Here is a 19,891-nt window from a genome sequence, read left to right as displayed (position 1 = left end):
CATCCATGCCTGCCGATTGACAATGTTTGGAAGCCAAACTTATTCTCGCGCTGGGCGGGTGCGCGCCCCGCCTGCTCCGTCCACACGCGCACACCCCACCACGAAGGAACCCCCATGGTCGGTCTTCCCCGTACCGCGCACCGGGCCCGATTGCGGGTCGGCCTGGTCGCTGCCACCGCCGCGACACTCGTGGCCGGCACCGCACTGCTGGCGACGAACGCCCAGGCGGCGGCCGGCTGCCGCGTCACCTACACCACCGCCAGCCAGTGGGCCGGCGGCTTCACCGCGAACGTCGACGTGACGAACCTCGGCGACCCGGTCAACGGCTGGAGCCTGCGCTGGACGTTCCCATCCGGCCAGCGGGCCACCCAGGCGTGGAACGCCAACGTCACCTCCTCCGGTGCCGACGTCACCGCCACGAACGTCAGCTACAACGGCGCGATCGCCACCAACGGCAGCGTCTCGTTCGGCTTCAACGGCTCCTGGTCCGGGGTCAACACCGCGCCCACCGCGTTCACGCTCAACGGTGTGGCCTGCACCGGCGGCGTCGGCGGGACCACCCCGCCGCCGGGCACCACGCCACCGCCGACCACCCCGCTCCCGACCACCCCGCCGCCCACGACCCCGCCGCCGGCCGGCAACGCCATGGCCGCCGTCGCCGCCATGCAGCCCGGCTGGAACCTCGGCAACTCGTTCGACGCGGTAGGCGCGGACGAGACCGCGTGGGGCAACCCCCGGGTGACCCAGGCGCTGCTGGACAACGTCCGGGCGCAGGGCTTCAACAGCATCCGCATCCCGGTGACCTGGAGCAACCACCACGGTGGCGCACCCGGCTACACCATCGACGCGGCCTGGCTGAACCGGGTACGCGAGGTGGTCGGCTGGGCGCTCGCCGACGGCTTCTACGTGGTGATCAACATCCACCACGACTCGTGGCAGTGGATCAACACGATGCCCACCGACCGCACGACCGTGCTGAACCGCTACAACGCGCTCTGGACGCAGATCGCCGCCGCGTTCAGGGACACCTCCTCGAAGCTGGTCTTCGAGAGCGTCAACGAGCCGCAGTTCACCGGCAGCTCCGGCGACGCGCAGAACGCCACGCTGCTCAACGAGCTGAACACGTCGTTCCACCGCATCGTGCGCCAGTCCGGTGGCACCAACGCCACCCGGCTGCTCGTGCTGCCGACCCTGCACACCTCCGCCGAGCAGGCCCGGGTGGACGAGCTGGTCAGCACGTTCAACACGCTCAACGACCCCAACCTGGTCGCCACCGTCCACTTCTACGGATACTGGCCGTTCAGCGTGAACATCGCCGGCGGCACCCGCTTCGACGCCACCGTGCAGCAGGACCTGACCGACCAGTTCGACCGGGTCTACAACGCCTTCGTCACCCGCAACATCCCGGTGATCATCGGCGAGTACGGCCTGCTCGGCTTCGACAGACACACCGGCACCATCGAGCAGGGCGAGAAGCTCAAGTTCTTCGAGTTCCTCGGCCACTACGCGCGCAGCCGCAAACTCACCACCCAGCTCTGGGACAACGGCCAGCACCTGGACCGCACGTCCTTCGTGTGGAAGGACCCGGAGCTGTTCGCGCAGATCAGGTCGAGCTGGACCACCCGCTCCGGCACCGCGTCGAGCGACCAGGTGTACGTGCCGCGCACCGGCTCGATCACCGCCAAGACCCTGACGCTCAACCTGAACGGCACCACGTTCCAGGGTCTGCGTCAGGGCAGCACCGACCTGGTCGCCGGCACCGACTACACGGTCTCCGGCAGCACCCTGACGCTCACCGCGTCGGCGCTGACCCGGCTGGTCGGCTCCCGCGCGTACGGGGTGAACGCCAACCTCCAGGCGCGCTTCTCCACAGGCGTGCCCTGGCGGATCAGCATCATCACGTACGACCCGCCGGTGCTGTCCAACGCCACCGGCACCACGGCCGCCTTCACCCTGCCGGCGCAGTTCCGCGGCGACCAACTCGCCACCATGGAGGCGAAGTACGCCGACGGTAGCAACGCCGGGCCGCAGAACTGGACCTCGTTCAAGGAGTTCGACGTGACGTTCGCGCCGAACTACAGCGGCAACACGATCGCGCTGAAGCCGGAGTTCTTCGCCGAGGTCAACGACGGCCAGCGGGTCACCCTGACGTTCCACTTCTGGAGCGGCACGAAGCTGACCTACTACGTCACCAGGTCCGGCAGCGCCGTGACCGGCACGGTGAGCTGACCGCGACGGTACGGCCCGCGGCGGTGGTCGTCGAGACACCGCCGCGGGTCGCACCGGTTTCCCCGATGAGTTCCGGGGCCGGCGACGGTCGACAACAGCATGACCACGCACACTCTCCAGACGCCCGAGGTCGACCTCGTCTACGACGTTCACGCCCCACGGGCCACCGACGGCGGGCACCGTCCGCTGTTCATGATCGGCCAGCCGATGTGCGCCGACGGCTTCACCACGCTGGCCTCGTACTTCCCGGACCGGACCGTCATCACCTACGACCCGCGCGGGTTCGGTCGCAGCGCCCGACGGGACGGCCGGACCGACGCCGTGCCGCAGGTGCAGGCCGCCGACGTGCACGCGGTCATCGAAACCCTCGGCGCGGGCCCGGTCGACATGTTCGCCACCAGCGGCGGCGCGGTGACCGCACTCGCCCTGGTGACGGCGTACCCGGACGCGGTGGCCACCCTCGTGGCGCACGAGCCGCCGCTCGTCGCGCTGCTTCCCGACACCGAGGCCGCCACCCGGGCCACGGCCGTCTGCCAGGAGGCGTACCGCGAGAAGGGCTGGGGTGCCGGCATGGCGGCGTTCCTGGCCATGACGTCGTGGCGGGGTGAGTTCACCGACGACTACTTCGCCCGGCCGCTGCCGTACCCCGCCGCCTTCGGGCTGCCGGCCGAGGACGACGGCACCCGGGACGACCCGTTGCTCTCCGACCGGTCCGCGGCGGTCACCAGCTACCGGCCCGACGCCGAGGCGCTGCGTGCGGCGGGTACCCGGATCGTCGTGGCGGTGGGCGAGGAGTCGGCGGACACCTTCACCGGACGGACGTCGGTGGCCACGGCCGAGCTGCTCGGTGGGCGGCCCGTGGTCTTCCCGAGCCACCACGGCGGGTTCCTCGGCGAGGAAAGCGGCCACGCCGGCAAGCCGGAGGAGTTCGCCCACCGGCTGCGGGAGGTCCTCGACGATGCGGCGTGACGGGTTCAGGCGCGGCGCACGTCGGTGACCATGACCGGGTAGGGGCCGGCGGGTGTCTCCGCCCCCGCCTGGTCGGCGGGGACCACGTTGTCCATCCGCAGTCGCAGCGTCGCCGGGTCGGCGGTGTCGAGGGTGATCCGCCACCGCCAACCGCCGCCGTAGTCGGCGGACAGCTCGACCACCGGCACCCCGCCCGCCGTGCCGGTGAGCGTCATCGGCGTGGGCTGCTGGTGCCAGGAGTCGCCCCACCAGGCGACGAGGGAGCCCGGCTCGTCGCCGGCCGCGACCACCAGCAGACCGTCCTGCGGCCCGTCGTCCGGATGCGACCACGAGTAGGCCACGGTGGTCAGGTGGCCGCCGGCGGCGGACCCGACGGTCAGCGCGGCCGGCGCCTCGGCGAGCGGATCGGCGGGCATCAACCGGAAACCGCTGGTGCCGACCCACGAACCGGTTGCCTCATCGAGAACCATCACCGCAGGATAGGTGCCCCCTGCGACACCGCGCCGCACGCGCACCGCGTGGATCCCGGACGCGGCCGGGCTATGCCGGTGGCAGGGTGGCGGTCAGGTCGGCGGCGTGCCGCAGCGTGTCGGCCAGCCGGTCGCGTTCCTCGGCGGTCAGGTCGACGGCGTCCGCCCGGCGCAACAGCGCCCGCGCGGTCTCCGGATCGTCGAGCAGCAACGCCAGCTCCGCGCGGTACACGAGCGTTTCCACCAGGACGGCCGGGTCGGCGGCGGCGTCCGGCCGGGACAGCGCGCCGTCGAGGATGCGGACGGCCTGCCGGGGGTTGCCACGGGAGTCCGCCTGCACCACGGCGTTTCCCAGCGTACGGGCCAGCCCGCCCTCGCCGCCGTCGTCGGCGTCCGGTTCGGCGGCCCGGCCGACGAACCGGATCCAGTTGCCGCCGGGGTCGACGATGCTGAACCCGGAATGGCCGTCCTGGTTGCGGCGGGGCCGGGGCCGGGTCATCCGGGGCACCCCGGCGACGAGCACCTTTCCGTACGCGGCGCGCAGGCCCGCCGTGAACGCGCGGTGCAGGCCGACCAGGTCGTCCACCAGGACCAGGCAGGAGCCGTACGAGTCGGCCGGGTCGAAGTCGGGCATCCCGAAGAAGTGCAGGTGGAGATCCTCCCGGCGGAGCGCCAGGTAGGGGTTCGGGCGGGCCTGCCGATGCGTCACCGCGAAGCCGAGGGACTGGTAGAAGGGGGCCACGTCGTCAAGGGCGCGGCACGGCAGCAGCGGGATCGTCGTCTCGTTAGCCATCCCCCGAGCCTGGCGGCCGGCGACCGCTGATCGCACATGGAAACGGCCGAACGGCTGACGGGGAATGCCCGAAAAGGCGACGGAGACCGGTCCACGCTGGACCGGTCTCCGTCGTGTTCCTCAGCCCGGGGTCAGGGCTTCCACGACCCGGCGACGCGGAGTCGGTGCTGGTACTCGATGACGCCGTTCCGGTCCCGGACGTCGAAGGCGAGCTGACCGGTGCGCTTCGTGCCCGCCGGAAGGGAGGTGCCGGATTCGAACCGGTCGCCACAGCCGGCGAAGAAGCTGGACAGGGCGGGCGTCTCGGTGCTGTCCGAGCTCTGCCACCTGAAGTACAACGGGTTGATCGACGCACTGCCCTTGGTGACCTCGACCGTCACGTCGACGATCAGGTACATGCCCTTCCTCGGGGGCACACCGGCCTCGCTGCAGGCGGTGGTCCTGGTCTGGAAGTTGCTGACGGTGACCTCGACCTCGCCGTTGATGTCCTCGGCGGTGAGCTTGCTGCCGGCCGGCATGTTGAGGTACTTGCTGGGCGGGGCGGTCGCGGTGATCTCGTTGATCGCCTTCTGGCTCTCCTGCACACTGTTGTAGATACCGAAGACGAGACCGCCGCAGCAGAGCAGCATCACGACCAGCGCCACCACGCCGAGGGTGATGAAGAGGCCCTTGTTCGACTTCTTCGCCGGCGCCCCGAACGGCTGCGCCATCGGCGCGCCCGGCTGGTACGGCCCGCTCGGCGGCGGATAGCCGCCCGGCTGGTACGCCCCGCCCGGCTGGTAGGCCCCGCCCGGTGGGGGGTACGCGCCCGGCTGGGGATACGCGCCCGGCTGGGGGTACGCCCCGGGCTGGGGATACGCCCCACCCGGCTGCTCATAGCCGCCGGGCTGCGCGTACGGTCCGCCGGAGGTCGGCGGTGGCGGGTACGTCTCCGCGGACGGGTACTGCTCGGTCGGCGGCGGGGGGTACGGCGCGCCGGAGGTGGGCGGGGGCGCGTACGGACTGTCCGGCGCGGGCGCTTGCGTGGGGTCGGGATACGCCTGCGTCGAGGGGTCCTGCGGCTGCTGGTTCGGATCCTGTGACCCGAACGGGGGCTGGGGGTGACTCACCGTACTCCTTGGGCGCCGGCGGGGACTATCGGTCGCCAAGACCGTACAAAGTCGAGAACAGCAGCGCTGACCGGGCGTCACCGATTGAGCAGAACAGCGGCGGTGCGGACCAGGTCGTCGTCCACCGCGAACCGTCCGGTCAGCGAGGGCGGTGGATCGGCCACCGCCACGGCGACCGCGGCGGGAAGCAGGTCACGCACGTGCGGCGGTGGGTGACGGCAACACGCCGTGAACGTACCGTAACGCGGGGGCATGCCGCGGGGGCGAGGGTACGGTGCCATAGGCAGTGTCAATCATCGATGTATTGAGGCGGAAGGAGTGGCCGATGGCGCCTGGCGCGGAATTGTCGGGAGCGCGGGACGGCGAGCACGCCCCGACAACCCCCGACTGGACCTGCGACTCGTGCGGCGACAACTGGCCCTGCGCCACGAAGCGCCGCCACCTGCTGCACGAGTACCACGTGGACCGGGCGTCGTTGAGCGTGTATCTCGGCTCCTGCCTGGCCGTGGCCACGCAGGATCTGCGTTCCGTGCCGGTCACCGCGCTGCGGGACCGGTTCATCGGCTGGGTGCCGCGCGGCCCGCGCACGGCGTGAGCGTCGGCGCTCCCGGTGGCCGCCGCGTCGGGTTCACGACGGCCACCGGGAGGGTCCTCAGCGGCGTCGGGGCCGCCGGGTGAGGGCGAAGCCGACCACGCCGGCCACGGCGGCGAGCACTCCGCCCGCGATGGTCCACACCCACCGTGACCCGGCCTGGGGCAGCCAGCCGGTCAGGTCGGTCTGCTCCTCGGCCGCCGGCTCGGGCGTCGGCTCGGCAGCCAGCACCGTCCCGGCCCTGGTGTTCGGCACCAGCGGGGCGGCCAGCTCGCCGTCGTCGTCGGAGGCACCACCCTTGTCGGTCGCGCCGACAAGCAGCTCCACCTCGACCGGCAGGCCGAGGTCGGGCTCGGGCAGGTCGGTGACCGACAGCCGGACGTAGTAGGTGCCGGGCAGCGGATCACCCGACCACGGCTCGGCCCACGGCCGTACGCGCCGCAGCGTGCAATCGAGCGCGACGCTCGTCGCCGCGGTGTCCGCGACGGGCGTCTGCGCGCCGGCCGTGCACGCCTGCCGGCGGCGCAGGCCGTCGAAGACGTCGACGGCCCAGGTGGACGCGCCGGTGCGTCGCTTCGGGAAGGTGACCGTTGCGGTGACCTCGTGCACCTGCCCCGCGTCGGCACGGAACGACCAGTACAGGTGGTCGCCCGTCGACGCGTCCACTCGTACCGGCTGGCCGGCGCTGATGGTCGTGGCGGTGAGGAACGAGGTGCCGGCCTTGGTCACGGGGGTGGCGCCGGGCGACGGGCTGGGCGCGGCCAGGGCCACCGCCGGGGCGAGGGTGAGTCCGGCGGCGGTCACCGCCGCCGCGACTCGGATCTGCGTACGCATCAGTTCTCCCTCCAGGTGGCCACCCACCAGCGGGTGAGCAGCCCGCCGACCAGCCCGGTGAGCAGCCCGGCCAGCGTGAGCAGGAGCAGCAGCACCCAGCCACGACCGAGGTCCGGCCCGTCCGGGGCGGGGGAGGCGGCCACCACGTCCACGGTCAGCTCGACAGGCATCCCGGGTCGGACCTCGGTGCCGGGGCGGGCGGCGAACGAGTTGCTGACCACCAGGCAGACGGTCTGCGCGGCCTGCTGCCCGGTGGGGGTCGGCTCGGGACTCGCCTCGCCGTCGTCCCCGGCGGACCAGCGCAGCCCGGCGGAGATCACATCGGTGCGTCCGCTGCCGGCGTCGACGCCCCGGACCAGTTCCCGCCCGTCCGGCGCGGTGGCGCGCAGCAGCACGCCGTAGTCGGGGTTGACCGGCCGGTCCAGCGCGACGCTCACCGAGGCGCGCAGTTCCTGCCCGGGACGCACCGGCACCCGGTACCAGCGGTGCTCGGAGAACGCCTCCCGGTCGCTGTAGACGCCGGGGGCGAGCAGCGGGGCGCCCGCGCAGGCCGAGGTGCCGCCGACCACCGCCGGCGCGGCCGTGTACGTGTCCCGGGCGCGGTCGACGAGTTGCTTGATCCGACCGGTCAGCTCGTCGGCGCTCTGCGCCGCGGTGTAGGTGCCGCCGGTCGCGCCGGCGATGCAGAGCAACTGCCGGCGTACCTTCTCGTCAGGTGCCAGGCCGAGGGTGTCCACGACCAGGCGGGTGCCCTGGGCGGCGAGTTCGCGGGCCACCTGGCACGGGTCCGGCGGGGCGCAGGTGTCCTCGCCGTCGGTGATCAGCACGATCCGGCGGGCCGTGCTGCCGGTGCCCAGGTCCTGCGCGGCGGAGCGCAGCGCCAACCCGACCGGGGTGAAGCCGGTCGGGCGCAGCCCGGCCACGGCGGCCTTGGCCCGGGTGCGGTCCACCGTGCCGACCGGCACGATCTGCTGGGTGTCCAGGCAACCCTGCTTCTTGTCCTTGCCCCGGTAGGTGGCGCCGAGCACCCGGATGCCGAGCTGTGTCTCGTCGGGCAGGGCGTCGACCACCTCGTTGAACGCCTGCTGCGCGACGGAGATCCGGCTGCGGCCGTCGATGTCGCGGGCCCGCATCGAGCCGCTGACGTCGAGGACCAGTTCGACCTTCGGTGGCTCGGCGACGGGTTCGGTGGTCTCGTCGTCGGCTCCGGCGGGGTTCGGCCCGATCAGCGCGGTCGCCGCCAGCAGTCCGAGAAGGACGACTGTCGATCGTCTCTTGTTGATCACCGGGCGAAGTGTAGTGAGATCCACTTTGGATGATCGTTCGGGTGGGGGCGCGCGCGACCGACCTGCCGTGACGTCCGCCGTCGACGTGGTCGGATCCGGTGGGTTCCCGCCGGATGGCCCACCGTTATCTACCTGATGTAAACCATATGGCCGGTGGTGCAGTCGTCGGAAATCCGACTCAGTCCCACCCGTTGTGTGGTTGCCGGACTGTGGTTAAGCTCTGTCTTGCGCGCCCCGATCGCCCGCTTCCCCCGTGGCAGGCGATAGGGGCGCGCTCTTTCGTGCCCCGGTGCCCCCGCGCCCCGTGCCCCGGGCAGACCCGAGCGCTCGTCGCCATCGGATGTCGCCCCGGCGGGCACCGCCCGCCGGGGCGACACGCGTCAGATCCAGCGGCCGTCCAGCCACATCCGGGCCGACCAGTCCGCGTACGGCAGCACCTTGCCCACGAAGATCGGATAGAAGTAGGCGAAGCAGAGCGCCACCAGCATCATGTACGCGCCCGCGATGATCCCGCCGACAAGTCGACGGTCACTGCTCTGCTCCGGGGTCGGGGGTGGTGCCGTCCCCGTCACCGGTGCCGGGGTGACGATCGCGCCCAGCACGTAGACCACCGCCAGCACCAGGAACGGCACCGCCGGCGCGGCGTAGAACGAGAACATCGTCCGGCCGTCGAGGGCGAACCAGAACCAGGGCAGCAGACCGGCGGCCACGGTGAGCAGGATCGCGCCGGCCCGCCAGTCCCGCCGCGCCAGTCCGAGCCAGGCGGTCGCGGCGAGCGCCGGCAGGAACGACCACCAGAGCAGCGGGGTGCCGAGCAGCAGCACCTCGGAGGCGCAGCTCGCCGCTCCGCAGGCCCCGTCGCCGGCGTAGTGGAACGCCACCGGACGGCCGAGCAGCAGCCACTGCCAGGGCCAGGACTGGTATTTGTGCGGGTCGTCGAGCTGGGTGTGGAAGCCGTACGCGGCCTTGTGGTATTCCCACAGGTTGTTCAGCGCCCCGATGAACGGGGTGTCGCTCAGCTCCGGAACGTTCGGGTAGCGCTCGGCCAGGCGGTAGTAGCCGTCGTCGCCCAGCAGCCAGCCCGACCAGGTCGCGACGTACGTCACCAGGATCAGCGCGCCCGCCGCGAGCATCCAGGGCAACTCGTCGAGCACGGCGTCGCGCCACGGGCGCCGCACGCCGGCCGAACGCCGCACGCCGACCTCCCAGAGCAGCACCAGCAACGCGAACGCCGGCACGAAGTAGATCCCGCTCCACTTGACCGCGCAGGCGCAACCGAGCAGCACACCGGCCGCCAGGCGCCACCACGGCCAGTCCCGCCAGCCCGACGGCGGCCGACCGGCCCGGCCGGGGCGGGTCGGGTCCAGCCCGGACTCCAGCGCCCGCGCCCACCGCCGCCGCCGCGCGTCCCGGTCGAGCACCAGCGCGCCGAACGCGGCGAGCACGAACAGCAGCAGGAAGATGTCGAGGATGGCGGTGCGGGACAGCACGAGGTGGTAGCCGTCCAACGCGAGCAGCAGGCCCGCCGCGCAGCCGAGCACCGTGGAGCGGAACATCCGCCGACCGATGCGGACCAGCAGCAACACCGACAGCGTGCCGGCGACCGCCGCGCCGAAGCGCCAGCCGAACTCCGGCGCGGTCGTGGTCAGGTGCCCGGCCACCGTGATGCCGGAGTCGGCATCCTGGTAGCCGAAGGCCCACTCGCCGAGCCCGATCAGCCACTTGCCCAGCGGCGGGTGCACCACGTACGACGGGCCGTTGTCCTTGTAGTTCCACTCGACGCCGCGGTCGATCAGCCCGTACGCGTCCTTGGCGTAGTAGGTCTCGTCGAAGACCTTGCCGGGCGGCCGGCTGAGGCCGACGAAGCGCAGGATCGCGGCGATCGCCACCACCACGAAGGTGGCCGCCCACGCCTGCCCCTGACCGATGCGGTCGTCGACGGTGGCGAGCCGCCGCCGGACGGCGGCCGGGAGACCGCCCCCGCCGGCGTCGCCCGGGCCGTCCGCGGCGCGGTCGGAGGAGGAGTCCGCGTTGGCGCTCTGTGCTGTCGAGGCACTCGTCACCCGGCGATCGTAGGCTGCGAGAGGGGCCGGTGGCGTCCACCGTCTCCGAAATTGGTACGGCCGTCGATGAAGGAGCACGCACCGTGGGGGAAATGTCCGAGGTAGGGCGGCTTGTGCTGCTCGGTGCGCCGCTGGGTAACCCGGCCGACGCGTCCGCCCGGTTCCGCGAGGTGCTCGCCACCGCCGACGTGGTCGCCGCGGAGGACACCCGGCGGCTCACCCGTCTGGCCCGCGACCTGGACGTGACCGTGCCCGGCCGGATCGTCTCCTACTTCGAGGGCAACGAGGAACGGCGTACCCCGGAACTGGCCGACGTGCTCACCGCCGGCTACACGGTCGCGCTGGTCACCGACGGCGGCATGCCGAGCGTCTCCGACCCCGGCTACCGGCTGGTCCGGGCCGCCCTGGACGCCGGTGTCCCGGTCACCGCCGCGCCCGGGCCCAGCGCGGTCACCACCGCGCTGGCACTGTCCGGGCTGCCCTGCGACCGGTTCTGCTTCGAGGGCTTCCCGCCCCGCACCCCCGGCGCCCGGCGCTCCCGACTGCGCGCGCTGGCCGCCGAGGACCGGACGCTCGTGTTCTTCGAGGCGCCGCACCGCATCGCCGGGACGCTCGCCGACATGGCCGAGGCGTTCGGGGCGGACCGGCCCGCCGCCTTGTGCCGGGAGCTGACCAAGACCTACGAGGAAGTGGTCCACCGGCCGCTGGGCGACCTGGCCGCGTGGGCCGCCGACGGCGACCCCCGGGGCGAGATCACCCTGGTCGTGGCAGGTGCCCCGGCGGCGCCTGCGGTCCGGCCCGACGACGACACGCTGCGCGCGGCGGTGGCCGGGCGGGAGGCCGCCGGGCTGTCCCGGCGGGACGCGATCACCGAGGTCGCCACCGCGTACGGCCTGCGCCGCCGCGACGTCTACACGATCGTGCACAGCTGAAAGGAAGACACCTCACCAGGCGGCGGCCAGGAACCCCAGCGTGAGCAACAGGGGGCCGGCCAGGGCCAGGAGCACCGCCCGGCGGCGCTGCCGGTCGTCGGTCAGCCGGGTCGCGCCCGTCCACCTGGCGATCCCCGCGGCACAGCCGACCACCGCCGCGAGCCCGAGCATCCAGCGCAGGTGCCGGCCCGCGCCGGTGTCCGCGTACGCGGTGGCGCCGTCCGGGCCGGTCATCCGGGCGGGCAGCACGCTGCCGGTGACGGTGGAACCGGTGGGCACCCCGCTGACCCGTACCCCCTGAACCTGGAACCGGTCGCGGTCGGCCTGGAAGATCCCCCGGCACCGCTGGGTCAGGCCGTTCCCCACGCACTCGGTGATCATCACGGTGCCGCCGCTGGAGTGCCCCACCGCGAGCCAGAGCGGGCCCACGCTCACCCAGGCGAAGAACGTGGCGAGCAGGCTCAACGCCAGCAGCGCGGCGAGGCCGGCCGGCGGGTTCGGCGGGAGCGGCGGCCGGGGCGGCACCCGGCGCGCGGGCGGGCGGCGGTGCCGTCGCCGTGGCTCGTCGCGCAGCGGCGTGCCGTCCCAGTGCACCTCCTCGATCGGTGCCCAGTTGCCCGCCGAAACGGCCCCGCGCTGCCACCGTGGCTCGCGTACCGGCACCCGGCGGGGCACGGCGTCCACCGGGGCTCCGGTGGTCGGCTCCACCTCCACCTGCCGGTCGGTCGGGTCGAGGCGGGGCTGCGGGGCGACGCCCGGCCCGGCCGCCGACGCCGACCGCCGGGGGGTGGCCGACGGCCCGGACGCCGCAGGTCTGCTGGTCACGATGTTCATTTCACACCGGTATGCCGGAATCAACCGGCAGCCCTCTCCGCGTGTCGGCGACAAAACGCGGCGTCCGCCCTATTGGTTCGCGGGCCGCCCACGGCAATCACTAGGCTTGACGCTCATGAGTCACGTTCTCGCCGCGGTCGCCTGGCCCTACGCCAACGGTCCGCGCCACATCGGCCACGTCTCCGGCTTCGGCGTTCCCTCCGACGTCTTCGCCCGGTACATGCGGATGGCCGGTCACGACGTGCTCATGGTCTCCGGCACCGACGAGCACGGCACCCCGATCCAGGTGCAGGCCGACGCGGAGGGGGTCACCCCGCGCGAACTGGCCGACCGCTACAACCGGGTCATCGCCGAGGACCTGCGGGCGCTGGGCCTGTCCTACGACCTGTTCACCCGCACCACCACCGGCAACCACTACGCCGTGGTGCAGGAACTGTTCACCGGCCTGCACCGCAACGGCTACATCGTCGCGAAGGTCACCACCGGGGCGATCTCCCCGTCCACCGGCCGGACGCTGCCCGATCGCTACATCGAGGGCACCTGCCCGATCTGCGGCTACGACAGCGCGCGCGGCGACCAGTGCGACAACTGCGGCAACCAACTCGACCCGATCGACCTGATCGACCCCAAGTCGAAGATCAACGGCGAGACGCCGGAGTTCGTGGAGACCGAACACTTCTTCCTCGACCTGCCCGCCCTGGCCGACGCGCTGCGGCAGTGGATGGACACCCGGGACGGCTGGCGGCCCAACGTCCTGCGGTTCTCCCGCAACCTGCTCGACGACCTCCAGCCCCGGGCCATCACCCGCGACCTGGAGTGGGGGGTGCCGATCCCGCTCGACGACTGGCGCGACCGCCCGGACAAGCGGATCTACGTCTGGTTCGACGCGGTCATCGGCTACCTGTCCGCGTCCATCGAGTGGGCCCGCCGCACCGGCGACCCGCAGGCGTGGCGCAAGTGGTGGTCCGCCGACGCCGAAGGGAAGGACGCCCGCTCCTACTACTTCATGGGCAAGGACAACATCGTCTTCCACTCGGTGATCTGGCCGGCGCTGCTCAGCGGCTACTCCGGCGACGGCTCCCGCGACGGCGAGCCCGGCGAACTCGGCCGGCTCAACCTGCCCACCGAGGTCGTCTCCAGCGAATACCTCACCATGGAGGGGCGTAAGTTCTCCTCCTCCCGCAAGGTGGTCATCTACGTCCGGGACTTCCTCGAACGCTACGACGCCGACGCGCTGCGCTACTTCATCGCCGTGGCCGGCCCGGAGAGCAACGACACCGACTTCACCTGGGCGGAGTTCCTGCGCCGCAACAACGACGAACTGGTCGCCGGCTGGGGCAACCTGGTCAACCGCTGCGTGTCGATGGCGGCGAAGAACTTCGGCGCGATCCCGCCGGTCGACCCGGCCGGCCTCACCGACGCCGACCGCGCCCTGCTGGACACCGCGCAGGCCGGCTTCGGCGTGGTCGGCGACCTGATCGCCCGACACCGGCAGAAGCAGGCCATCGGCGAGGCCATGAAGGTCGTCGCCGAGGCCAACAAGTACCTCTCCGAGCAGGCACCCTGGAAGCTCAAGGGCGACGACGACAAGCCCCGGATGGGCACCATCCTGCACGTCGCGCTCCAGGTGGTGAGCGACGCCAACACGTTGCTCACCCCGTTCCTGCCGCACTCCGCCCAGAAGATCCACGAGCTGCTCGGCGGCACCGGCGTGCACGCGCCGATGCCTGTCGTCGAGGAGGTCGACGACCTCGACGGCGGCCCGGCCTACCCGGTGCTGACCGGCGACTACACGGTCGGCGCGCGCTGGGAGTCCGTACCCCTGGAAGCCGGCCGACCGCTCGCGGCGCCGAAGCCGGTGTTCCGCAAGCTCGACCCGTCCATCGTCGACGAGGAACTGGCCCGCCTGGCCGGCTGAGCACGGACGCGACCGCGGCCCGGGGGTGACACCCCCGGGCCGCGCGACGTCCGCCGGTCAGGCCGTGGCCATCCGCGGCGCGCCGATGAAGTCCAGCACCGTCCGGGTGACCTCGCCGGCGTGCGTCCACGGGACGCCGTGCGGGGCACCGGTCAACGTGACCAGCCGGGCGTCGGGCAGCATGTTCACCAACCGTTGGCCGGTCTTCGGGTACGGCAGCACGGCGTCCGCGGTGCCCTGGATGATCAGCACCGGTACGTCGATGTTCGGCAGGTCGCCCCGGAAGTCGGTCAACCAGGCGTCCACCGAGTCGTGGGTGCCCCTGGCGGACGCCTGCGTGCCGATCTGCCAGTGCGCGTGGTAGGCCTGGTCACTCACCGACCGTTCCCGCTTCCCGCCCGCGTCGAAGAACGCGTCGCAGAAGTCGGTCAGATAGGCGAACCGGTCCGCGAGGATGGCCTGCTTGAACCCGTCGAACAGGCTCTGCTCCACCCCCTCCGGGTTGTCCGGGGTCTGCAACAGGTACGGCGCCAACGGCGCGATCAACACCGCCCGGTCCACCCGGTCCGACCCGTACGCGCCCAGATAGCGGGTGACCTCCCCGGTGCCCATGGAGTGCCCGACCAGGATCGCGTTGCGCAGATCCAGCTCGCTGACCAGGACGTCCAGGTCGGCCGCGAACGTGTCGTAGTCGTACCCGGTGGCCGGCTGCGCCGAGTTGCCGAATCCACGCCTGTCGTACGTGATCACCCGGTACCCGGCGTCGAGCAGTGAACCGCTCACCTTCTCCCAGCTCGCCCCGTTGAACGGGAAGCCGTGGATCAGCACGATCGGCTGGCCGGAACCGTGATCCTCGTAGTAAAGGTCCACGGGTGCGGAGTTCTCCGTACCGACGGTCACAAAAGGCATGTCGGAAATTCCCCCTCGCGCGGGTTCTTCGGACGCACTCGCCTTCCCCACCTGCCGGCGGCTATTCGTGCCGCCGGTGGGGTGGCCGCCGGCCGGTGTGTGATGCTGGCCGCGATGACCGAGCAGACCGAAACCCGCAAGCAGCGCGCCGCCCGCCGGGCCGGGGAGTTCCCACCCGCCCCCGAACCGCTGACCGTGCCGGTGCTGGACAGCCACACCCACCTCGACATCACCGTCGGCGAGTTCGGTACGCCACCGGGCGGGGCGGCCGGCGACGACCCGGTGGCCGCCGCCATCGCGGTCGCCGCCCGGGTCGGCGTGGACCGGCTCGTCCAGGTCGGCGTGGACGTCGAGTCGTCCCGGTGGGGCGCCGACGTCGCCGACCGGTACGCCCCGGTGCTCGCGACCGTGGCGCTGCACCCCAACGAGGCGCCCCGGCTGGCCGACCTGGACGAGGCGCTGCGCGAGATCGAGACGCTCGCCGGCCGGGACCGGGTACGCGGCGTCGGCGAGACCGGGATGGACTTCTTCCGTACCGGGGAGGAGGGGCGGGCCACGCAGGAGGAGAGCTTCCGGGCGCACATCGCCATCGCCAAGCGACACGGCAAGGCGTTGGTCATCCACGACCGGGACGCCCATGCCGACGTGCTGCGCGTGCTCGACGACGAGGGCGCACCGCAGACCGTGGTGATGCACTGCTTCTCCGGCGACGCCGACTTCGCCCGCGAATGCGTCCGCCGCGGGTTCCTGCTCAGCTTCGCCGGCACGGTGACGTTCGGCAGCGCCACGGCGCTGCGCGAGGCCGCCCTCGTCACCCCGCCGGAGCAGATGCTCGTGGAGACCGACGCGCCCTACCTCACCCCGATGCCGCACCGGGGCCGGCCCAACGCGTCGTACCTGATTCCGCTGACGGTCCGTTTCCTCGCCGGGACCACCGGCACCGACCTGGACGCGTTGTGCGCCGCCCTGTCCACGAACGGTGAGCGCGCGTTCGGCCCGTGGCGTTAACAAGGGGCCCTTTCATATCGCGAGGCGTTAAGAAGGGGCCCTTCCTTACCTCGGGGCGGGGGCGCTTACGCTACGGGGCGTGACTGGACTCCTCGGCCCGGCGGAGATCCGGGAACTGGCCGCGCGTCTCGGCGTCACGCCGACCAAGAAGCTCGGCCAGAACTTCGTGCACGACCCGAACACCGTGCGCCGGATCGTCACCACGGCCGGGCTGACCCCGGACGACGTGGCGCTCGAGGTCGGTCCCGGCCTCGGCTCGCTCACCCTCGCCCTGCTCCCGGTCGCCGCGCACGTCCACGCGGTGGAACTCGACCCGGTGCTGGCCGCCGCGCTGCCGGCGACCGCCGCCCGCTTCGCCGGCCCGCACGCCGAGCGGCTCACCGTCCACCCGGCGGACGCGTTGCGGATCGCCGCCGCCGACCTGGGTGGCCCGGCGCCGACGGCGCTGGTGGCGAACCTGCCCTACAACGTGGCCGTGCCGGTGGTGCTGCACCTGCTCGCCGAGCTGCCCACGTTGCGGCACGGCCTGGTGATGGTGCAGAAGGAGGTCGCCGACCGGCTCGTCGCCGGCCCCGGCTCCAAGGTGTACGGCATCCCCTCGGTCAAGCTCGCCTGGTACGCCAGCTCCCGCGCCGCCGGGAAGGTGCCGCCGAACGTGTTCTGGCCGGTGCCGAACGTCGACTCGGGGCTGGTCGCGTTCACCCGGCGTGAGCCGCCCCGGCCGGACGTGCCCCGGCGGGCGGTCTTCGCGGTGGTCGACGCCGCGTTCGCCCAGCGCCGCAAGACGCTTCGCGCCGCCCTGGCGGGCTGGGCCGGCGGCGCGGACCGGGCCGCCGCCGCGCTCACCGCCGCCGGGGTGGATCCGGGGGCCCGGGGCGAGTCGCTCACCGTCGAGCAGTTCGCCGCCGTCGCCGCGTCGGCCCCGGACGGCCCCGCCGTCGAGCAGTAGGCTGGCGCCGTTGCCCGACCCGCCGAGGAGCTGACCGTGCAGAAGCCGTTCGACGACCGCCCGCGTTCCCGGGAGTTCACCCGGTGACCGAGGCCTGGCGACCGGAGGACGAGGACGGGCCGCGGCGGGGGACCAGCGGCCCGGTGAAGGTGCGGGTGCCCGCCAAGGTCAATCTGCACCTCGGGGTGGGTCCGCTGCGGGACGACGGCTACCACGAGCTGAACACCGTCTACCACGCGATCTCGGTCTACGACGAGCTGACCGCCCGGCGGGGCGACACCCTCACCCTCACCATGGAGGGCGAGGGCACCGGTGAGCTGGCGCTCGACGACTCGAACCTGGCGATGCGCGCCGCGCACGCGCTCGCCGGCTACGCGGGTGTCGCCCCGCACGCCCGGCTGCACCTGCGCAAGCAGATCCCGCTGGCCGGCGGGTTGGCCGGCGGCAGCGCCGACGCGGCCGCCGCGCTCGTCGCGTGCGACACGCTCTGGGGCACCGGGCTGTCCCGCGACGAGTTGGCCGGCATCGCCGCCGACCTCGGCTCCGACGTGCCGTTCCTCATCCACGGCGGCACCGCGCTGGGCACGGGCCGCGGTGAGGCGGTCAGCCCGGTGCTGGCCCGCCCCACCTCCTGGCACTGGGTGGTGGCGATCGCCGACGGCGGCCTGTCCACCCCGGCCGCCTACCGGGAGTTGGACCGGCTGCGCGACGCGGGGGCCGCCGGTCAACCGCTGGGCAGCACCGACGTGCTGCTCGCCGCGCTACGGCAGCGGGACCCGCGGGTGCTCGCCGCCGCGCTCGGCAACGACCTTCAGGACGCCGCGCTGGCTATGCGCCCGGCGCTGGCCGAGACCCTCAAGGCGGGCGAGGCAGCCGGTGCGCTCGCCGGCATCGTCTCCGGCTCCGGACCCACATGCGTCTTCCTCGCCGCCGGCGCCGCCGACGCCGGGCGGATCGCCGCCGAACTCGCCGCCGCGGGGGTGTGCCGGCAGGCGCGGGTCGCGCACGGCCCGGTGGCCGGCGCCCGCGTCGTCTGAGGACCCGTACCCTTGACTCAGGCGTCCCGGGCTCTCGGGGCGCCTGAGTCGTGAAAGGTGGGGCTGTGGCCAACATCGTCAACCTGGACCGGGTGTCCAAGGGGTACGGCGCCGCCGGGCCGCTGCTCACCGACGTCTCCCTCGGCCTCGACGACGCCGACCGGGTGGGTGTGGTCGGCCTCAACGGCGCCGGCAAGTCGACGCTGCTGCGGCTGCTCACCCGCACCGAGGAACCCGACGACGGCCGGGTCACCCACCGCCGCGACCTGCGGGTGGCGTGGCTGCCGCAGCGCCTCGACCTCGCCCCGGAGCTCACCGTGCGGGACGTGGTTCTCGGCACCGCGTGGCTCGGCGAGAGCATGGGCGCCGAGCACGAGTGGGCCGGCGACGCGGGTGTGCGCGCCATCCTCGACGGCCTCGGCATGCCCCACCTCGGCCTCGACACCCAGGTCGGCCCGATGTCCGGTGGGGAACGCCGCCGGGTCGCGCTCGCCGCGCTGCTGGTGCGCGACGCGGACCTGCTCGTCCTCGACGAGCCCACCAACCACCTCGACGTCGGCGGGGTCGACTGGCTGGCCCGGCACCTGGTCACCCGCAAGGGCGCGCTCGTGGTGGTCACCCACGACCGCTGGTTCCTCGACGCCGTCTGCACCGCCACCTGGGAGGTCGCCGACCAGACCGTCCGGGCGTACGAGGGCGGTTTCGCCGCGTGGACGTTGGCCCGTGTCGAGCGGCAACGGGTCGCCGCCGCCACCGAGGCCCGCCGGCAGAACCTGCTCCGCAAGGAGGTCGCCTGGCTGCGCCGGGGCCCGCCAGCCCGCACCTCCAAGCCCAAGTTCCGCATCGACGCGGCGAACGCGCTCATCGCCGACGTGCCGGAGCCCCGCGACACCATGTCGTTGCAGCGGCTCGCCACCGCCCGGCTCGGCAAGCAGGTGTACGACCTCGAACACGTCAGCCTGCACGCCGGTCCGAAGGAGATCCTGCGCGACACGACCTGGCAGGTGGGACCGGGCGACCGAGTGGCGATCCTCGGCCGCAACGGTGCCGGCAAGACCACCCTGCTGCGGATGCTCGCCGGGCTGTCCCACCCGGACGGCGGGCGCTTCGCCGCCGGGCAGACCGTACGGCCGGCGTTCCTGTCCCAGGAACTCGCCGAACTCCCCGGCCACCTGCGGGTGCTGGAGGCGGTCGAGGAGGTGGCCCGCCGGGTGCAGCTCGGTGACCGGGAGATCAGCGCCGCCCAGCTCGCCGAGGTTTTCGGCTTCGACGACCGGCGGCTCTGGACCCCGGTGAGCGACCTGTCCGGCGGTGAGCGCCGCCGCCTGCAGATGTTGCGGCTGCTCGCCACCGAGCCCAACGTGCTGCTGTTCGACGAGCCGACGAACGACCTGGACACCGACACCCTCGCCGCGCTGGAGGACCTGCTCGACTCGTGGCCCGGCACGATCGTGGTGGCCAGCCACGACCGTTACCTCATCGAGCGGGTCACCGACGTGGCGTTCGGCATGTTCGGCGACGGCCGGTTGGTGCACCTGCCCGGCGGCGTCGACGAATATCTGGCGCGGGCCGCCGCGGTCGACGGCCCGGCGCCCGCCGACCTCACCCCGACGGCGACGGGGGCGGCCCGCGAGGGCATGTCCGCCGCCGAGGTACGCACCGCGAAGAAGGAACTCAACAAGCTGGAACGGCAGATCGCCAAGCTGGAGCAGAAGGAGGCGGGCCTGCACGAGCAGCTCGCCGCGCACGCCACCGACTACTCCCGGGTCGCCGAGCTGGACGCCCAGCTCAAGGAGGTGCGGGCGGAGCGGGACCGCACCGAGGAGACCTGGCTGGGGCTGGCCGAGGAGTTGCCGGGCGGCTGACCTGCCCGCGGGGGTGGGGGGTGTGCGGCGTCACTGACCGGCGTACGGGACAATCACTCGCGGAACCCTCGTCCGAACGGTCTTTGGAGACGCA

Annotated in this window: 18 protein-coding genes; 9 read left to right on the top strand and 9 right to left on the bottom strand. The window is 72.8% G+C overall.

Features of this window, described 5'->3' with window-relative positions:
* Positions 1-114: 114 nt before the first annotated feature.
* Both ACLQ2X_RS05945 and ACLQ2X_RS05940 read left to right on the top strand, forming a co-directional pair.
* Positions 115-2,229 (top strand): cellulase family glycosylhydrolase, encoded by a 2,115-nt coding sequence (locus ACLQ2X_RS05945; RefSeq protein WP_425679908.1) that lies wholly within the window; start codon positions 115-117, stop codon positions 2,227-2,229.
* A gap of 99 nt (positions 2,230-2,328) precedes the next feature.
* The gene (locus ACLQ2X_RS05940) at positions 2,329-3,198 is read left to right on the top strand and encodes an alpha/beta fold hydrolase (RefSeq protein ID WP_425679907.1); all 870 of its coding nucleotides are present in this window, start codon (positions 2,329-2,331) and stop codon (positions 3,196-3,198) included.
* Positions 3,199-3,203: 5 nt separating this feature from the next.
* On the opposite strand, the gene ACLQ2X_RS05935 is transcribed toward ACLQ2X_RS05940, so the two are convergent.
* The 4 genes from ACLQ2X_RS05935 to ACLQ2X_RS05920 form a co-directional block, all read right to left on the bottom strand.
* Positions 3,204-3,668, bottom strand: coding sequence for a hypothetical protein (locus tag ACLQ2X_RS05935; protein WP_425679906.1), 465 nt, complete (start codon positions 3,666-3,668; stop codon positions 3,204-3,206).
* 70 nt (positions 3,669-3,738) lie between these two features.
* Complete coding sequence (locus ACLQ2X_RS05930) at positions 3,739-4,461, bottom strand: VOC family protein (RefSeq protein WP_425679905.1); 723 nt, start codon at positions 4,459-4,461, stop codon at positions 3,739-3,741.
* A 131-nt stretch (positions 4,462-4,592) separates the two neighbouring features.
* A complete protein-coding gene (locus ACLQ2X_RS05925; protein ID WP_425679904.1) occupies positions 4,593-5,570 on the bottom strand; it encodes a DUF4352 domain-containing protein in 978 nt (325 codons plus the stop codon).
* 77 nt (positions 5,571-5,647) lie between these two features.
* Positions 5,648-5,770: a hypothetical protein gene (locus ACLQ2X_RS05920; RefSeq protein WP_425679903.1), complete on the bottom strand. Its 123-nt coding sequence runs from the start codon at positions 5,768-5,770 to the stop codon at positions 5,648-5,650.
* A 125-nt stretch (positions 5,771-5,895) separates the two neighbouring features.
* On the opposite strand from ACLQ2X_RS05920, the gene ACLQ2X_RS05915 reads away from it, so the two are divergent.
* On the top strand, positions 5,896-6,165 hold the full coding sequence (locus tag ACLQ2X_RS05915; protein ID WP_425679902.1) for a hypothetical protein: 270 nt from the start codon (positions 5,896-5,898) through the stop codon (positions 6,163-6,165).
* Positions 6,166-6,222: 57 nt separating this feature from the next.
* Here ACLQ2X_RS05915 and ACLQ2X_RS05910 read toward each other — a convergent pair whose 3' ends face one another.
* The 3 genes from ACLQ2X_RS05910 to ACLQ2X_RS05900 form a co-directional block, all read right to left on the bottom strand.
* Positions 6,223-6,996, bottom strand: a complete 774-nt coding sequence (locus ACLQ2X_RS05910; RefSeq protein WP_425679901.1) for a peptidase — start codon at positions 6,994-6,996, stop codon at positions 6,223-6,225.
* Positions 6,996-8,282 (bottom strand): VWA domain-containing protein, encoded by a 1,287-nt coding sequence (locus tag ACLQ2X_RS05905; protein WP_425679900.1) that lies wholly within the window; start codon positions 8,280-8,282, stop codon positions 6,996-6,998. Before ACLQ2X_RS05905 ends, ACLQ2X_RS05910 begins: the two co-directional genes overlap by 1 nt.
* A 380-nt stretch (positions 8,283-8,662) precedes the next feature.
* Positions 8,663-10,345, bottom strand: coding sequence for a dolichyl-phosphate-mannose--protein mannosyltransferase (locus ACLQ2X_RS05900; RefSeq protein WP_425679899.1), 1,683 nt, complete (start codon positions 10,343-10,345; stop codon positions 8,663-8,665).
* A 92-nt stretch (positions 10,346-10,437) separates the two neighbouring features.
* On the opposite strand from ACLQ2X_RS05900, the gene rsmI reads away from it, so the two are divergent.
* A complete protein-coding gene (gene rsmI, locus ACLQ2X_RS05895; protein WP_425679898.1) occupies positions 10,438-11,277 on the top strand; it encodes a 16S rRNA (cytidine(1402)-2'-O)-methyltransferase in 840 nt (279 codons plus the stop codon).
* Between the two features lie 12 nt (positions 11,278-11,289).
* On the opposite strand, the gene ACLQ2X_RS05890 is transcribed toward rsmI, so the two are convergent.
* Positions 11,290-12,111 (bottom strand): hypothetical protein, encoded by an 822-nt coding sequence (locus tag ACLQ2X_RS05890; RefSeq protein WP_425679897.1) that lies wholly within the window; start codon positions 12,109-12,111, stop codon positions 11,290-11,292.
* Between the two features lie 115 nt (positions 12,112-12,226).
* Between ACLQ2X_RS05890 and metG the strand changes: the two genes are divergently transcribed.
* Complete coding sequence (gene metG, locus ACLQ2X_RS05885; RefSeq protein WP_425679896.1) at positions 12,227-14,029, top strand: methionine--tRNA ligase; 1,803 nt, start codon at positions 12,227-12,229, stop codon at positions 14,027-14,029.
* A 57-nt stretch (positions 14,030-14,086) separates the two neighbouring features.
* Here the strand turns inward: metG and ACLQ2X_RS05880 are convergent, their stop codons facing one another.
* Positions 14,087-14,938 carry an alpha/beta fold hydrolase gene (locus ACLQ2X_RS05880; protein WP_425679895.1) on the bottom strand — a complete coding sequence of 284 codons (852 nt, stop codon included), beginning with the start codon at positions 14,936-14,938 and terminating at the stop codon, positions 14,087-14,089.
* Positions 14,939-15,040: 102 nt separating this feature from the next.
* On the opposite strand from ACLQ2X_RS05880, the gene ACLQ2X_RS05875 reads away from it, so the two are divergent.
* The 4 genes from ACLQ2X_RS05875 to ACLQ2X_RS05860 all read left to right on the top strand — a co-directional run bounded on the left by ACLQ2X_RS05875 (position 15,041) and on the right by ACLQ2X_RS05860 (position 19,797).
* Entirely contained in the window at positions 15,041-15,946 is a 906-nt protein-coding gene (locus tag ACLQ2X_RS05875; protein ID WP_425679894.1) for a TatD family hydrolase, read from the top strand.
* 79 nt (positions 15,947-16,025) lie between these two features.
* Positions 16,026-16,895, top strand: a complete 870-nt coding sequence (rsmA, locus tag ACLQ2X_RS05870) for a 16S rRNA (adenine(1518)-N(6)/adenine(1519)-N(6))-dimethyltransferase RsmA (RefSeq protein WP_425679893.1) — start codon at positions 16,026-16,028, stop codon at positions 16,893-16,895.
* A gap of 83 nt (positions 16,896-16,978) precedes the next feature.
* Complete coding sequence (locus ACLQ2X_RS05865) at positions 16,979-17,932, top strand: 4-(cytidine 5'-diphospho)-2-C-methyl-D-erythritol kinase (protein ID WP_425679892.1); 954 nt, start codon at positions 16,979-16,981, stop codon at positions 17,930-17,932.
* A 65-nt stretch (positions 17,933-17,997) separates the two neighbouring features.
* Positions 17,998-19,797 carry an ABC-F family ATP-binding cassette domain-containing protein gene (locus tag ACLQ2X_RS05860; protein ID WP_425679891.1) on the top strand — a complete coding sequence of 600 codons (1,800 nt, stop codon included), beginning with the start codon at positions 17,998-18,000 and terminating at the stop codon, positions 19,795-19,797.
* The last annotated feature ends 94 nt before the right edge of the window (positions 19,798-19,891 follow it).

This window comes from Micromonospora sp. DT31, assembly GCF_049841795.1.
In the GTDB taxonomy this organism is placed as follows: Bacteria; Actinomycetota; Actinomycetes; order Mycobacteriales; family Micromonosporaceae; genus Micromonospora.
Note: the sequence above shows the minus strand (reverse complement) of the source record. Positions and strands in the feature narration are given on the sequence as shown.